Source organism: Hanstruepera marina, assembly GCF_019880635.1.
Lineage (GTDB): Bacteria > Bacteroidota > Bacteroidia > Flavobacteriales > Flavobacteriaceae > Hanstruepera > Hanstruepera marina.
This window is the reverse complement of sequence record NZ_JAINVX010000003.1, coordinates 39,565-56,103: the sequence shown is the minus strand read 5'-3', so window position 1 is coordinate 56,103 and position 16,539 is coordinate 39,565. Positions and strand designations below refer to the sequence as shown.

The window sequence follows — 16,539 nt, the reverse complement described above, 5'->3', positions numbered from 1 at the left end:
TTGTTAATCACAAATTACTGAATAATTGTATGCATTAACAAGCATAAAACTCTATTATAAAAAATTACCTTTGCATTATGGAGCAAACAACAACTTTCAGAGATTTAAACCTAAACACACCATTGTACAATGCGTTGGACGATTTGGGTTTTACAACGCCAACACCCATTCAAGAGCAAGCATTTAATGTGGTTGCTTCGGGTAAAGATGTTGTGGGAATTGCCCAAACTGGAACGGGTAAAACTTTTGCTTATATGTTGCCTATACTTCGAAATTTAAAATTTTCGAAGCAAGATAATCCACGTGTATTGGTATTGGTCCCGACTCGAGAGTTGGTTGTTCAAGTTGTTGAAGAAATTGAAAAATTGGCTAAATACATTAATGTTCGTGTTTTGGGTGTTTATGGAGGTGTCAACATCAACACCCAAAAGCAAGCAGTTGCCCAAGGTTTAGATATTATTGTGGCCACACCTGGACGCTTGTACGATTTGGCTGTTAGCAGGGTACTACAATTAAAATCCATTCAAAAACTGGTGATTGATGAAGTAGATGTGATGTTGGATTTAGGATTTAGGCATCAGCTTATCAATATTTTTGACATTTTACCAGAGCGTAGACAGAACATCATGTTTTCGGCCACTATGACCGAAGATGTAGATAACTTAATCACTGATTTTTTTATCGCCCCACAACGGGTTTCCATTGCCGTTTCGGGAACACCCTTGGAAAACATTTTGCAAGCAAAATATGCTGTTCCAAATTTTTACACCAAGCTCAATTTATTGATTCATTTATTGACGGATAACGAGACTTATAATAAAGTTTTGGTGTTTGTAGCCTATAAAAAAATGGCTGACCGTTTATTTGATGCCCTTGAGGAGCAGTTTCATAACGAAACCTGTGTAATACACTCCAACAAAACGCAAAACTATCGTCTGCGTAGTATAGAGCAATTTCAGGAAGGTGAGCATCGTATTTTGGTAGCAACCGACGTTATGGCGCGTGGTTTGGATATTGACAACATTTCGCATGTCATTAATTTTGATACGCCAAACTTCCCTGAAAACTATATGCATCGTATTGGTAGAACGGGTCGTGCCGAAAGAAAAGGTAACGCTCTGCTATTCCATACCGAAAAAGAAACTGAAGCTGTAGAACGTATTGAGTCGTTAATGAACATGGTAATTCCTGAAGTTTCTTTTCCCGAGGACGTTACCATTTCAACTGAACTTATTGAAGAAGAACGTCCACAAATAAAGGAACGCAACAATCCGTTAAAACGTAAAGATGATGATGGAGTTGGCCCTGCTTTTCATGAAAAGAAGGACAAAAATAAAAAGGTAAACCTAGGTGGTTCATACAAACGGGAAATTGCCAAAAAGTATAAAAAGCCTAAAACCAGAGGTGATAAAAATTATAATAAACGGAAGAAACGGAAGTAACTTGCCATTCCTGCATAGGCAATAGAACTGGACTTTGTTATTCCTGCACATGAAGGGGTTACAAAATTCAAAAAAGGGAAAAGCAGTCAGTAAATTTAGGTTGTTTTTTTTTGAAAAACAGTTATTTATAATCATTGTTATAACTGTAATTATTTTAAAAAATGCATTCGTTCCTAACTTTTACACCCTTCTTCTCAAGTATTTTTTTTAATTCAAGCCAAGTTTTATCCCTGAGTGTACAGGCAGGATAGAGTTTATTTCGATAGTTATTTGTTATTATTCTTAAGCAATTTGGTTGCTTACCTTGGGATTCGTATACAACTTCCTTAATATTTGAAAGCCGGTAAATTTTAAGCCTCCAAAAGAAATTATGGTTTTTGACTATTAGATATTTATCTGACACGCCAAAGAAATGCATAAGCCAAGAGTTTAGTGCAATCCAAAATGCACCAAAAGTTACTGTGAAAATAAAAAATCCTATCGGTGGTGTTTTTGAGTTTATAAAAAATGGAATTAAAATTGCGCCAATAAAACCCCAAAGCATTATTCCTCTGAAACTTGTAATCTGCAAGCCTTTAAAGAATTCGAAACTTTCAAATCGAATGATTTCAGATGAAATCTTATCATCTAGCTTGTTTTGAAATTGTTTGTTGCTAATTACTGAATCAAGAAAAAGTTTAATCTCCCAAGTGTTTGAGTACATATCATTGAAAATTAATTTTTCATTTCCATTTTTGAACTTTATTGACGCTCCTTCCATCGGAAAGCTAATTAAATATTTAAATGGAAACTTCCCATTAAACTTTATCTTTGATATGTCTGATAATTGATACATATCAGTTCCAAAAAAAATTTGTTTTCTATCAACTCTAATCTTGGGCGTGTTTTTAAAATATTGACGTAATGTATAGAAACATAAGAAGAATAATATAACACAAAATAAAGGCATTAGCAATGTTTTTAGACCTGTGTTACCTTCATCTCTTTGGTCAAAAAAAAGATGTAGCATGACAACTCCTAGAGCAAGAAAAAAAAATGAGCCGAATAATAATGGAAAATAAAATTTAAAAGGATGTCGTTTTGATGTTATCATACTTTAATATTTACAACGCCTTAATATAATATTGTTTAAATAATTTACATCTGCTAAATGCAGGGAATTTCAGTTTTTTTAATTTAATATCCAAGCCCAAACAAATTCAATTATAAAAAGTACTAATCAAAAAAATCCCTTGCCCGCTGGCAAGGGACCCGCAAATAATCGCATTAGTCTTCAAAACCTTCCTAACAATAACTTATTACCATACATAAGTTCGCTCTGAAAGTCAAATTGATTATCTGCATTACACTATTAATCAGGTGTAATATCTTTAAATTTTATGTATTACACAACTTTACATTTAACGTTTTTAGAAAAGATTTAAACAATTCCATTAACATCATTTTCAGTTCATTATACAAAAAAAGCGATCCATAAGACCGCTTTAAATTTATATATAAAAACTGCTAACTACATGTTCTTATACTTTTCAATTTTTGATTTATGATAGTCGTCTCCACTAATTGCATAAGCCTTTTTGGCATACTTTAAGGCATTCGCGAAATCTTCTTGTGACTCGTAATAATCAGATATAGAATCGTAAGCATTAGCACTATTAGGATAATATTCAATAGCCTTTTCAAAATATAGTTTAGACTTATCGGGTTGTCCCATATCCATATTCATATATCCAGACATATTTAAAAGTTCTTCTGGATAAGGTGGCACAACATAACCAAAGTGTTTTTTTAATTTTTCTGCCCGGTGCTCTATTATGCCTTGCAATTCCTTAACAGTTGTTTCAGGGTTATTTATGGCATAGGTGTTTTCCATTTGAAACCACTTGAACAGTGCTATTAAACCATCTTTAATAGACGGTTGTGGGATAGTACCGTGTAAATCATTAGGATAAAATTGCCATTCATAATTAAGTCCGATTGATTCATTTTTATCAACAAATTGAGCTAATTCAATATTAGAACGTGCAAACAACGTATAATCCGAAGTATCTTGCATAACGTTATCTATTGTTATACTAGAATCTTGCATGTGCAATTGTCCACCTAAAGACATAAATAAGCCTTTTCCATTAAAATTCTTATTCAGAAAATCTGATTTAGCTTGCTTCATAATCTTTTGATCATCCCAATCTAAACTAGGATCGATACTTATATAATTTGCAAACAAATCTGGCTCATTTAACATGGTATATATAGCAAATAATCCAGCATAAGAGTGCCCAATTAATGTTCTGTAATTGGTTACTGGGTATTTGCTTTCTATGTACGGAATGAGCTCTGTTTTTATAAAAGGCAAGAAATGTTTTGCCTCACCATGTTCTTCATTATAAGGCATTCCGCGTCTTGATGTGATTTTTGAAGTCGTTAAATCTCTAGTTCTGTTTTCGGCATTAGAAATACCCACGATAATCATTTCTGGCATAAAACCGCCACTATAAAAATCGTGAACATTAACAACAGTTGGCAATAGTACATCACCATCTAAAATATAAATAACAGGGTACTTTTTATTTGAATTTGCATTATAACTATATGGCAATTGAACATATATATCTCTAGATTCATTAAGGATATTAGAATAGACGCTGTCTTTTTTTCCTATTTGATATAAATAGTCAGATTGGGCTCTGATAGTTTGTTGTAAAACAAGGGCAATAATTAAATATAAAACTGTTCGCATTTTGATTTATTTGATTTTGTTGATTAGTCTTTTTGTAAGCCTTTTAAGATTAGAATGCCCACTCGAGCAATAATAAAAGTTAGTAAGCCGTAGGTAGCCGTAATTAAAGAAACCTTGAGTCCAGCTGCAAATATTGATGGGTCTGGATTACCCATGGCTTCTACTGTATCGAAAGCCGTAATTAGCCCTAAAATAGATGCAAAAAAACCAATTACTAGACCTAACAAACTGCTGTCTATAGCTAGACGGAGCATTTTTTTAGATTGTCCAGCATTTGATTTTAAACTTGTAAAACCTTTTATTAAAAAGACTACAGACAAGATTAAACATATTGTAATTAGAGACATCATTAAAGGGCCTCCATCTGTAAATGGACTAAATAAAAACGGAAATAGAAAAGTCATAATTTTTGTTTTTTTGTTACGCCATCAAACTTATGACGTTTTTTAAAATAAAATTATGGTTTTGCGATAGTTAACCTATTTAGCACTGTAGAAAACAAAAATGCAGAAACCAGACCTAATCTTGTTATCTGTCTACAAAATTAACATTCTAGCGAAAATTCGTTGTATACTTGTAAACAGTCTATCATGATGTTAAAACAATTAATCAAGAAATTAGTTTTTAAAGGAATATTGCACACGCTGTTTTGGTGTTGTGTGTTGCTGTTTTTTACGTATTTCTTCGATTCAAATACGTCAAATTATCAAGATACTTTACTGTTTTCATTGTTTTTAATGCCCATTACAATGGCAACCACTTACGTTTCCATCTATAAACTCATACCTGATTATTTAGTTAAAAAACGCTATTGGCTTTTTGTAATTTATAGTGTTTACACATTAATAGTATCTACTTATTTAATAGTGGTTTCCGTTTTTTTTAGTCTGATTTACCTAGCTGGTTTTGAATACTCCAATATGAATCCGCTTACTCAAAATATCATTATAGTAGCATCTGTTGTTTATTTAATTGTGGTAATAGTAAGTGCCTTTAAACTAATGCGAATAAATTTAAGTCATGCCAAAAAAACCAAGGCTCTTGAAACTAAAATTCTGGAAACCCAGCTAAAGCTTAAAGAACAGGAACTGAACTATTTAAAAATGCAAATACATCCGCATTTTCTGTTCAATACACTCAATACCATGTATGGCTTCGCCCTTAAAAAAGCCGATGAAACTCCAGAAATGATTTTAAAGCTATCAAATCTGCTCGATTACCTACTCTATCAGGCCAATAAACCATTTGTATTATTAACAGATGAAATTCAACATATTGAAGATTATATCGAGCTTGAAAAAATGCGTTTCAACAACACCTTAAATGTTATCTTTGATTATGAAAACGTTAACGACACCACCACAATTGCGCCTATGTTGTTGTTACCCTTTGTTGAAAACAGTTTTAAACACGGTAGTTTAATGGAAGGTGTATTAACCATAAAAATTAAGCTGACTTCCCATGCTGATACGATTTCATTTTTAATTGAAAACACTAGTTTTAAGACTGATGATACACCATTACATGGCATTGGACTAAAAAACATTGAAAAGCGATTGGAATTGCTTTACAGAAATAAGTACGATTTAAATATTATTAATAACGACAAATCGTTTAAAGTAGAACTACATTTAAAAACCAAATAAGTGTCAACCCATAAGAATATAAACTGTTTAATTGTAGATGACGAGGCTATAGCACGCGAAGTTATTAGCTCGCATGTATCAAAAATTGATAACATTAAAATTGTTGCCAGTTGCAGTCATGCTATGGAAGCTTTTAATATTATTCGCAGCCACGACATTGACTTGGTGTTTTTAGATATTAATATGCCTGATATTAGCGGAATCTCCTTTGCTAAATCCATAAACAGCAATATCAAGATTATTTTCACCACAGCCTATCGCGATTATGCTGTGGAAGGTTTTGAGCTACAAGCAGTTGATTATTTATTGAAACCCATTTCGTTTGAACGGTTGCTAAAAGCTGTAAATACCTATTTTGAAGTGTATAAAAACACGCCTCAAGAAAGCTTAAAGCCACAAGAAACAAATGAGTTTATGTTTGTACGGTCTGATAGGCGTATGATTAAAATTGACTTTAATGCCATTATCTACATTGAAAGCTACAGCGATTATATTAAAATACACTTACCAAAGGAAACCATAGTAACTCGAGAAACCATAACAGCCATTGAAGCCAAATTGCCCACAACCGATTTTTTACGTATTCACCGCTCATTTATTGTTTCTATTGCCCATATTGCATCGTTTACCAACGAGCATGTTGTAGTTGGCAACCAAGCCCTAACCATTAGTAGAAGTTATAAAAAAGACGTTTTAAAGATTTTGGAGCAGTATTAATTAGAAAAACCGAGTTTCGTTTATCGACTTGATATGAAATCGTTTTAATGTTTTATATCTTATGATAAGCGAAGTTAGTTTTTTCAAATTATAAAGTCAATAAACTATTTTTAATATTGAAAAACAGTTGTAAACAAAAAAAGCGAACCAAATGGTTCGCTTTTCTAGATTCCGCATCGAGTGCGGAATGACAATATTTTTGTTAAATATGCAAGGCTCTATCATCGGTAGCAGCTAGAGCCGCTTCCTTAATAGCTTCCGTAAATGTTGGATGTGCATGTGACATTCTGGAAACATCTTCAGCAGAGGCTCTGTATTCCATAGCTACAACAGCTTCGGCAATCATATCGGCTGCACGTGCACCAATCATGTGTACACCTAATATTTCATCGGTAGCTTTATCTGCCAATATCTTCACAAAACCATCCAAGTCCATACTCGCACGACTTCTTCCCAACGCACGCATCGGGAATTGTCCCACTTTATAATCCACACCAGCTTCTTTTAATTCTTCTTCTGTTTTACCAACAGCCGCCACTTCTGGCCATGTGTAAACCACACCTGGAATTAAGTTATAATCGATATGTGGCTTTTGCCCTGCAATAGTTTCAGCTACAAAAACACCTTCTTCTTCGGCTTTATGAGCCAACATAGCGCCTTTAACTACATCACCAATAGCGTAGATATTACTGGCAGATGTTTGTAAATGCTCATTAACTTCAACTTGACCTCTATCGTTTAGTTTCACGCCTGCTGCTTCCGCATTTAAACCATCTGTATATGGACGACGACCAACAGACACTAAACAGTAATCACCTTTTATTTCAACTTCTTCTCCTTTTTTGTTATCGGCTTTAACAACTACTTCATCTCCTACACGCTCAACCGACTTCACTTTGTGAGATACGTTCATGGTAAATTTTGCTTTCTTAAAGACTTTGTTAAGCTCTTTAGACAATCCTGAATCCATAGTTGGAATAATACGATCCATATATTCTACAACTGTAACTTCAGCACCTAATCGTCTGTAAACCTGACCTAACTCTAAACCAATAACACCACCTCCAATAACAATTAAATGTTTTGGAATTTCTTTTAGTTTCAACGCTTCGGTTGATGTGATTATACACTCTTTATCGATATTAATAAACGGTAAATTCGATGGTTTTGAACCTGTTGCTATAATGGTGTTTTTGGCTTCAATTTCAGTAGCTTCATCACCAGAAATTGTAATATGCGTAGCATCTTTAAAACTACCTAAACCTTGATAAACATCAATGTTATTCTTTTTCATCAAGAAATCAATACCTCCTGTAGTTTGATCAACAACAGCTTGTTTTCTTGCAATCATTTTTTCTAAATTCACCTTAATATCGCCTGGAACTTCAATACCATGCTCTTCAAAATGCTTTACAGCATCTTCGTAATGGTGCGACGAATCTAAAAGGGCTTTACTAGGAATACAACCTACATTCAGGCAGGTGCCACCAAGTGTTGCATATTTTTCAATTATTGCGGTTTTCATGCCTAGTTGCGCACAACGTATAGCTGCTACATAACCTCCAGGTCCAGAGCCAATAATGGCTACATCGTAAGAATTCATATGATTGTTTTTATTCTGAAATTATTAAAACGAGTACAAAAGTACGATAATGATTTATGATTAACGAATGAGTTTGTGTGAATTTTTTGTGAATACTTATGAGGGAAATCCTAACATTTCTCCCATACCAACCGTAAACAACCAACAACCATAAATGGCATGTTCTAGAGACACTAAAAATGTGGAACGTGTTTTTTTAAATGTCAATGCAAAAAGTAGTCCGCCAAGAAAGGTAATTACAAGAACCAAGGTGTTTTTGAAAAATAAATGCCCTAATGAAAAGACAATGGCATTTACAAAAAGAAATAACCTATTATCCGCAAACAAACTTTCATAGCGTTGAAAGAAAAATGTGCGATACAATACTTCTTGTGGATATACTGAAAACAAGCTATAAATAAAAAGTATGAATACCCAAAATAGAGGTTTTGTCCTTACTACTAAAAACAGGTTTTCTTTATCTGTAAACCAAACAAAAGCAGTTGTTAATACTGTAATTAGCATGAGCTTAACTAGAGTTCTTTGCCAAAATAACTTCCAGTTAATATCCTTTCTAATTTTTAAGGAACTCTTCTCTACCCGAATTAAAATAAATACAACATAAACAAACCCAAGAATTCCTAAAATAAACTTTATCCATATTGCGTAATCCAACACCAAGCTAATGGGAAACAAGACAAACAAAATAAATAATTCACCAAGCTTGTAGTTTGAGCTTTTCATATCTAAATATTTATCGCTGTAGTATGTTTGACTTCATTAATTACAAACATACTGTGCGTACTACCAATATGATTTATAGATGTTAGTTTATTAACCATAAACTCTCTAAAAGCCTCCATATCACTAACAATAACTTTTAATAAGTAATCATAGTCACCACTAATATGATAACATTCCACAACTTCCATTAAGTTAGCAACTTCTTGCTCAAACTTAACCACATACTCTTGAGAGTGCTTAACCAATTTTATATGGCAAAAAGCAACAAAGTCTTTATTAACAACAGCTTTATCAACTAAAGCCACATAACCCGAAATCACCCCTTCACGTTCTAGTTTCTTTATACGCTCGTAAACCGCTGTAACAGAAAGATTTAACTTATTTGACAATTCCTTATTGGTTTGTTTGGAATCACCTTGAAGAAAACCCAATAGCTTAATGTCAATATGATCTAAATGCATGAATTGAAAATTTTTCGTTAAAAACCTAGACTATATTCAAATATATAACTTTTAAACTACATTTAGAATAAATAATAGTTTTATTTTCTAAATATTAAACATACTATTGATTAATTATCTATAATTAACGATTTTTACATCAATTATAACTAAAACTCTATAAATATGGCATTTAAACCCGCAAACAATATACAAGACTTACAATATTTTGGAGAATTTGGAGGTGTTAATCCTTCTATTTCCGATTCATCTACCTACACCTTTTTATCGGCCAAAACCATGTTCGATACTTTTGAAGGTAATGCTGATGGTTGTTATTTGTATTCACGTCATTCCTCTCCTTCCAATTTATATTTAGGAGAAGCTTTAGCTGCTATGGAAGGTACCGAAACCGCTAACGTAACGGCATCTGGAATGGGAGCCATAACACCTGTTATAATGCAGCTTTGTGGAGCTGGTGACCATATTGTTTCCAGTAGGACTATTTATGGTGGAACGTATGCGTTTCTTAAAAATTTCACACCTCGTTTTAATATTGAAACAAGCTTTGTGGATATCACGAAGTTAGATGTGGTTGAAGCTACCATTACCAAAAACACCAAAGTATTATACTGTGAATCGGTTAGTAATCCATTATTAGAGGTTGCTGACATAAAAGGCTTATCTGAATTAGCTAAAAAACACAATCTGAAGTTGGTTGTAGACAATACCTTTTCTCCTTTGTCAATTTCACCGGTTCAATTAGGTGCAGATGTAGTAATACACAGTTTAACGAAATTTATCAATGGATCGTCTGATACTGTTGGAGGTGTTGTTTGTGGAACTCAAGAGTTTATAAACGATTTACGAAATGTTAACGATGGTGCCTGTATGTTACTAGGTTCTACTATGGATAGTTTGAGAGCTGCTTCTGTTTTAAAAAACTTAAGAACCCTTCATATTCGAATGCAACAACACAGTAAAAATGGTATGTATCTAGCCAAAAAATTTGAAAGTTTGGGCTTAAAAACCGTATATCCAGGATTAGAATCGCATCCTTCACATCAGTTGTTTAAATCTATGATGAATCCGCAATACGGATTCGGAGGTATGTTAACAATTGACGTTGGCTCTTTGGATAAAGCCAATGCTTTAATGGAACTTATGCAAGAAAAAAATCTTGGTTATTTAGCTGTAAGTCTTGGGTTCTATAAAACACTATTTAGCGCACCTGGAAGTTCGACATCTTCAGAAATTCCAGAAGACGAACAAGCTGAAATGGGATTAAGTGATGGACTTATTCGCTTCTCAATTGGTTTAGATGCTGATATTGAACGTACATTTGAAATGATGAAAGCCTGTATGGTAGAATTATCCATTTTAGATGATAAAAAGCAAGCTGAATTAATTTAAATACAGACGTTTACATAATTTTATAATAACGCTTTAGTCCTTACCTAAAGCGTTATTTGTTTTACCCTTAAGGCGTTCCCATAGTTCAGAAAGTGCTTCAGACACTTTTTCCTCACTGCGTTCAAAAGGTTTCATGCTTAACTGTCCTTCACTATCATAGAGTTGAAAGCTAAATACAGATGAATTAGGGTTGTTCTTATCTGCCAATGGATAACGCAAATCATTATATCTATACAAGTTGTCTTCCATTTTATAGATACTATAATAATCATTACTAAACCAAGCTAACCTTTCAATACGCTGATAATCTTCAGGTGTCAAATCTCTTACCTTTGGTATTTTTACCCAATCTGAAAAGCGATTCCCTTCATCCAGCAAAGAATAATATCCTGCTAAATAGTAATCCTCCTTTTCAACAGTACCATACCACAATACATTATTAAAAATTGTGGGTTGAGTATAATATCTATTATAAGTAATCCCATGCTCTTGTAATGACGATCTAAATATTGAATCGATATAAATCTTATTCAGTAGCGTAAACACCATATAAACCGAGCTAATGCCTAAACCCAGTTTCAACCATAATGTTCTAGCTTTAGTGTTTCGTTTAAAAAATAGCATTACTAGTATACATAGCAGAAAAGGAATAGTATAAATAGGATCAACCACAGCAATATTGTTGAACGCTATTCTATGGTCGCTAAAAGGCGTAAAAAGCTGTGTTCCATAGGGTGTAAATGCATCTAAAATGGGATGCGTAAATAATGACAAGAAAAACAACCAAATCCAATCTTTTAAAGCCGTGGTATATTTCCGTTTCCCAGTATTATACATCTTGTAAAAAAGCCACCCAAAAAGAAAAGCTCCCAATACCGAAAACAAAATAGAATGCATAAATCCTCTATGATAAAGCATGGCGTCTATTTCGTTTCCAAAAAGCCAACTACCAACAAATACATCCAAGTCAGGTATAGTGCCACCAATAGCACCAAATAACAATGCTTTGTTACCAATTTTCTTTCCTAAAGCTGCTTCTCCACATGCAGCACCTAATACAATTTGGGTAAGTGAATCCATAAAATCCTAATAATGCTATAATTAACCGCATTTGCATACTTTATATGAAAATCGTAACATTACAATTCACAAAAATAAACCAAATAATCCTTTATGGAAAGTCAAGATATAAAACCAAGAGTACCTCAAGATGAAAATATAGTTGAAAATAGAGAATTAAATATTTGGGAAGCATTAATCCCTGTGTTTGCTTTGGTGGCTATGTTGTTTTATAATGTGTTTTTTGTTTATGGAGACGATGCCTTAAGCGGTAGTAATCAGTTTATATTACTATTAGGTGCAGCAGTTGCGGCAATAGTTGGCTTTTTCAACAAAGTATCTTACAAGCAAATGCTGGATGAAGTTGCCGAAAATGTAAAATCTACTACGGGTGCTTTACTCATATTACTTATGGTTGGAGCTTTAGCAGGAACTTGGCTAATAAGCGGTATTATTCCCACCATGATTTATTATGGTCTACAAATTTTAAATCCAACCATTTTTTTAGCAGCATGTGTTATTATTTGTGCCATTATTTCTATTGCTACGGGAAGTAGCTGGACCACATCTGCAACCGTTGGTATTGCCCTTATAGGTATTGGTGAAACTTTAGGAATTTCTTTAGGAATGACTGCTGGGGCTGTATTATCTGGAGCGTATTTTGGAGACAAAATGTCCCCTTTAAGTGATACCACTAACTTGGCTCCTGCTATGGCTGGTGGCGAGTTATTTGACCACATAAAGTATATGGCTTACACTACTATTCCAACAATAACAGTTACACTAATTGTATTTGTTATAATTGGCTTAAATATTGACACCACAGGAACTCCTGATATTTCTGACAAATTGGTTGCCATCAAGTCTGCCTTCAATATTTCACCTTGGTTGTTTTTAGTTCCAGTAGTTGTCATATTAATGATAATCAAAAAAACATCACCACTAATTGCTTTATTAATAGGTACGCTTCTTGGTGGAGTTGCTGCAATTATAGCACAGCCCGATATCGTTTTGAAAATTGCTGGAGCTGATTCATTGACTTTTCAATCCGCTTATCGTGGTGTTATGGATGCCATGACAGTTGATACAGCGGTTGAAACAAGCAGTGCCGAATTGAATGATTTATTTACTGCTGGTGGTATGTCTGGCATGTTGGGAACTATATGGCTCATTATATGTGCCATGGTTTTTGGTGGTGTTATGGATGCTATTGGTGCTTTATCTAGAATTAGTGCTGCCTTGTTAAGTTTAGCCTCTTCCACATTTGGACTATTTGCGAGTACCGTTGCCAGTTGTTTGGCACTGAATGTTACAGCATCCGATCAATATCTTGCCATAGTTGTACCTGGTAAAATGTTTAAAAAAGCTTATGAAGATAAAGGCTTGGCTCCAGAAAATTTAAGCCGTACTTTGGAAGATTCAGGGACTGTGACATCTGTTTTAGTACCTTGGAATACCTGTGGAGCTTATCAATCTCAAGTTTTAAATGTAGATGTAAGCCAATATTTTTTCTTTGCCATATTTAACTGGTTGAGTCCTTTTACCACTCTTCTTTTTGCTGCATTCAATATTAAAATCAAACAATTAAGAGGTAAATTGGCTTAAGTTATCGCTACATAAATTTTTAAAATACTAATGCATTGTCAAGGCAATCGTAATATGTATCTTTGCACCCGAAAATTAATTTTTAACATAAAAAAATAAATTAAAAATGGCTGTATTAGTAGGAAAAAAAGCGCCTCAATTTAACGCACAAGCAGTAGTAAATGGTGGAGAATTTGTATCAGATTTTTCTTTGGAGCAATTCATTGGTAAAAAACACGTTGTATTATTCTTTTATCCAAAAGATTTTACATTTGTTTGTCCAACGGAATTACACGCATTCCAAGAAAAATTAGCTGAATTTGAAGCTAGAAACACTGCCGTAATAGGTGTCTCTACAGATACTGAACAATCACATTGGGGTTGGTTGCAATTAGACAAAAATAATGGTGGTATTAAAGGTGTTAAATATCCTTTAGTTGCCGATACAAATAAAACCATTTCTAAAAACTACGATGTTTTAGCTGGTGACTATTTTTACGATGAAAATGATATGTTACAAGCTGATGGCGAATTAATAGCGTACAGAGGTTTGTTCTTAATTGATAAAGAAGGTATCGTACGTCATCAAATTGTAAACGATTTACCATTAGGCAGAAATGTAGATGAAGCCTTACGTATGGTTGATGCCTTACAATTTGTTGAAGAAAATGGAGAGGTTTGTCCTGCTAACTGGAACAAGGGAAAAACAGGTATGCAAGCTACACATGAAGGTGTTGCTGAATTTTTAGAAAAGCATGTTAACTAATCACTGTTAACTTTCTTAATAAAAAAAAGCCTGCTCAATTGAGCAGGCTTTTTTTCTGACAATTTATTATTTTAAATCAAACCGATCAGCGTTCATAACTTTAGTCCAAGCGGCTACAAAATCTTCAACAAATTTTTGTTTGTTATCATCTTGCGCGTAAACTTCAGCATAAGATCTTAAAATAGAATTAGAACCAAACACGAGATCAATACGTGTTGCCGTCCATTTTCTTTCACCTGATGTACGGTCACATATTTCAAATATACCATTGATTACCTTCCACTTATTAGACATATCAGTTAAGTTAACAAAGAAATCGTTGGTCAAGGCTCCTTCATTATAGGTAAAGACACCATGTTTGGTTCCACCGTGATTAGTTCCCATAACGCGCATACCACCAATTAATACAGTCATTTCTGGAGCAGTTAATCCCATTAATTGCGCACGATCAAGCAACATTTCCTCTGGACTAACAACATAGTCTTTTTTTAACCAATTTCTAAAGCCGTCAGCTAAAGGCTCTAAAGGTTCAAACGACTCAACATCAGTCATATCTTGAGTAGCATCACCTCTGCCTGGAGAAAAAGGAACATCTACATTCATCCCAGCGTTTTGAATGGCTTTTTCAACACCTACATTACCAGCTAATACAATGGCGTCAGCGACACTAATACCGAATTCGGTAGCAATAGGCTCAAGAACAGAAATCACTTTAGATAAACGAGCTGGTTCGTTACCTTCCCAATCTTTTTGTGGCACTAAACGAATACGAGCTCCGTTGGCACCACCTCTAAAATCAGAACCTCTAAATGTTCTAGCACTATCCCAAGCGGTTGATACCATTTCAGAAATAGATAATCCAGATGCTTCAATTTTTGCTTTTACAGCGTTAACATCATAATCTTTTTTGCCTTTAGGAACTGGATCTTGCCAAATTAAATCTTCACTTGGTATTTCTGGTCCAAACCAACGGTCTTTTGGTCCCATATCACGATGCGTCAACTTAAACCATGCTCGGGCAAAAGCATCCGAAAATCCTTCAAAATCATCTTTAAATCTTAATGAAATATCTCTATAAACCGGGTCCATTCGCATGGCCATATCCGCATCTGTCATAGCTGGATTATGACGAATTGAGAAATCTTCTACATCAACCGGCTTATCTTCTTCCTTAATACTTACAGGCTCCCACTGCCAAGCACCTGCTGGACTTTTTGTTAATTCCCATTCGTGACCAAATAGCATTTCAAAATAACCATTGTCCCATTTAGTTGGGTGCGATGTCCAAGCCCCTTCAATACCGCTAGTCACGGTGTCACGGCCTACACCTGTTTTAGTTGGGTTAGACCAACCAAAACCTTGTTCTGTTACATCAGCTGCTTCAGGATCTGGACCTAAAATACTAGCATCACCATTTCCGTGCATTTTACCAACCGTATGTCCTCCTGCAGTTAATGCAACCGTTTCTTCATCATTCATCGCCATACGCTTAAAGGTCTCTCGAACTTGTGCTCCAGTTTTAATTGGATCAGGTTTTCCATTAACGCCTTCAGGATTCACATAAATTAATCCCATTTGCACAGCTGCTAAAGGATTCTCCATAGTTTCTGGATTATCAACACTCCCATAACGTTCGTCACTTGGTGCCAACCATTCTTTTTCAGCTCCCCAATAAATATCTTGTTCTGGATGCCAAATATCTTCACGACCAAAAGCAAATCCATAGGTCTTTAAGCCCATACTCTCATAAGCAACATTACCTGCTAGAATAATTAAATCTGCCCAACTTACTTTATTGCCATATTTTTTCTTGATTGGCCAAAGCAAACGCCTAGCTTTATCTAAACTCACATTATCTGGCCAAGAATTCAAAGGAGCAAAACGTTGGTTACCTGTACCACCTCCTCCACGACCATCGGAAACTCTATAAGTACCAGCAGCATGCCATGCCATACGAATCATTAAACCGCCATAGTGCCCCCAATCTGCAGGCCACCACTCTTGACTATCGGTCATTAAATCAGTTAAATCTTTCTTAAGTGCATCAACATCTAATTTTTTTAACTCTTCTTGATAGTTAAAATTCTCTCCAAGTGGATTAGTTTTATTGTCGTGTTGGTGTAATATATCGAGGTTTAGCGTATTGGGCCACCAATCTGTAACCGTTTTTTCAGTTGATGTATTTGCACCATGCATAAAAGGGCATTTGCCCTTGGTTGAATTATCCATACTATTTAATTGTTTAATTAATGATTAATCGCATTCTAATTCCATAAAGTTAGCAAATACCTTTCAAAAAAAAATTTGTTGCCTATTTTGAAATGTTATATCAGAATTGATAAAATTTATTAGAGAGGTGTCCCTAAAATTCATTTAGCTAATCAACTTTTTTATTGTTACTTTTAT

The 16,539-nt window shown here is 34.3% G+C and carries 14 protein-coding genes; 6 read left to right on the top strand and 8 right to left on the bottom strand.

Annotated elements, in window-relative coordinates; all coding sequences use genetic code 11:
- The first annotated feature begins 77 nt into the window (after window positions 1-77).
- On the top strand, window positions 78-1,442 hold the full coding sequence (locus K7G76_RS10615; protein WP_223034197.1) for a DEAD/DEAH box helicase: 1,365 nt from the start codon (window positions 78-80) through the stop codon (window positions 1,440-1,442).
- A gap of 154 nt (window positions 1,443-1,596) precedes the next feature.
- Here K7G76_RS10615 and K7G76_RS10610 read toward each other — a convergent pair whose 3' ends face one another.
- The 3 genes from K7G76_RS10610 to K7G76_RS10600 form a co-directional block, all read right to left on the bottom strand.
- On the bottom strand, window positions 1,597-2,535 hold the full coding sequence (locus tag K7G76_RS10610; RefSeq protein ID WP_223034196.1) for a hypothetical protein: 939 nt from the start codon (window positions 2,533-2,535) through the stop codon (window positions 1,597-1,599).
- Window positions 2,536-2,952: 417 nt separating this feature from the next.
- On the bottom strand, window positions 2,953-4,182 hold the full coding sequence (locus K7G76_RS10605) for an alpha/beta hydrolase-fold protein (protein WP_223034195.1): 1,230 nt from the start codon (window positions 4,180-4,182) through the stop codon (window positions 2,953-2,955).
- Between the two features lie 23 nt (window positions 4,183-4,205).
- A complete protein-coding gene (locus tag K7G76_RS10600) occupies window positions 4,206-4,586 on the bottom strand; it encodes a MotA/TolQ/ExbB proton channel family protein (protein WP_223034194.1) in 381 nt (126 codons plus the stop codon).
- A gap of 186 nt (window positions 4,587-4,772) precedes the next feature.
- Between K7G76_RS10600 and K7G76_RS10595 the strand changes: the two genes are divergently transcribed.
- The gene (locus tag K7G76_RS10595) at window positions 4,773-5,828 is read left to right on the top strand and encodes a sensor histidine kinase (protein WP_223034193.1); all 1,056 of its coding nucleotides are present in this window, start codon (window positions 4,773-4,775) and stop codon (window positions 5,826-5,828) included.
- A complete protein-coding gene (locus K7G76_RS10590) occupies window positions 5,829-6,545 on the top strand; it encodes a LytR/AlgR family response regulator transcription factor (RefSeq protein ID WP_223034192.1) in 717 nt (238 codons plus the stop codon).
- 202 nt (window positions 6,546-6,747) lie between these two features.
- On the opposite strand, the gene lpdA is transcribed toward K7G76_RS10590, so the two are convergent.
- From lpdA to K7G76_RS10575, 3 genes are all read right to left on the bottom strand, one after another.
- Window positions 6,748-8,148 carry a dihydrolipoyl dehydrogenase gene (lpdA, locus tag K7G76_RS10585; RefSeq protein ID WP_223034191.1) on the bottom strand — a complete coding sequence of 467 codons (1,401 nt, stop codon included), beginning with the start codon at window positions 8,146-8,148 and terminating at the stop codon, window positions 6,748-6,750.
- A 96-nt stretch (window positions 8,149-8,244) separates the two neighbouring features.
- Complete coding sequence (locus K7G76_RS10580) at window positions 8,245-8,871, bottom strand: CPBP family intramembrane glutamic endopeptidase (protein WP_223034190.1); 627 nt, start codon at window positions 8,869-8,871, stop codon at window positions 8,245-8,247.
- Window positions 8,872-8,873: 2 nt separating this feature from the next.
- The gene (locus tag K7G76_RS10575) at window positions 8,874-9,332 is read right to left on the bottom strand and encodes an Lrp/AsnC family transcriptional regulator (protein WP_223034189.1); all 459 of its coding nucleotides are present in this window, start codon (window positions 9,330-9,332) and stop codon (window positions 8,874-8,876) included.
- A 165-nt stretch (window positions 9,333-9,497) separates the two neighbouring features.
- Between K7G76_RS10575 and K7G76_RS10570 the strand changes: the two genes are divergently transcribed.
- Window positions 9,498-10,724 carry an aminotransferase class I/II-fold pyridoxal phosphate-dependent enzyme gene (locus K7G76_RS10570; protein WP_223034188.1) on the top strand — a complete coding sequence of 409 codons (1,227 nt, stop codon included), beginning with the start codon at window positions 9,498-9,500 and terminating at the stop codon, window positions 10,722-10,724.
- A 33-nt stretch (window positions 10,725-10,757) separates the two neighbouring features.
- Here K7G76_RS10570 and K7G76_RS10565 read toward each other — a convergent pair whose 3' ends face one another.
- A complete protein-coding gene (locus K7G76_RS10565) occupies window positions 10,758-11,804 on the bottom strand; it encodes a metal-dependent hydrolase (RefSeq protein WP_223034187.1) in 1,047 nt (348 codons plus the stop codon).
- A 93-nt stretch (window positions 11,805-11,897) separates the two neighbouring features.
- Here K7G76_RS10565 and nhaC point away from each other — a divergent pair, with 93 nt between their 5' ends.
- Window positions 11,898-13,388 (top strand): Na+/H+ antiporter NhaC, encoded by a 1,491-nt coding sequence (gene nhaC, locus K7G76_RS10560; RefSeq protein ID WP_223034186.1) that lies wholly within the window; start codon window positions 11,898-11,900, stop codon window positions 13,386-13,388.
- Window positions 13,389-13,494: 106 nt separating this feature from the next.
- A complete protein-coding gene (locus tag K7G76_RS10555; protein WP_223034185.1) occupies window positions 13,495-14,133 on the top strand; it encodes a peroxiredoxin in 639 nt (212 codons plus the stop codon).
- Between the two features lie 66 nt (window positions 14,134-14,199).
- Here K7G76_RS10555 and katG read toward each other — a convergent pair whose 3' ends face one another.
- Window positions 14,200-16,362 (bottom strand): catalase/peroxidase HPI, encoded by a 2,163-nt coding sequence (gene katG, locus K7G76_RS10550; protein WP_223034184.1) that lies wholly within the window; start codon window positions 16,360-16,362, stop codon window positions 14,200-14,202.
- Window positions 16,363-16,539: the final 177 nt, after the last annotated feature.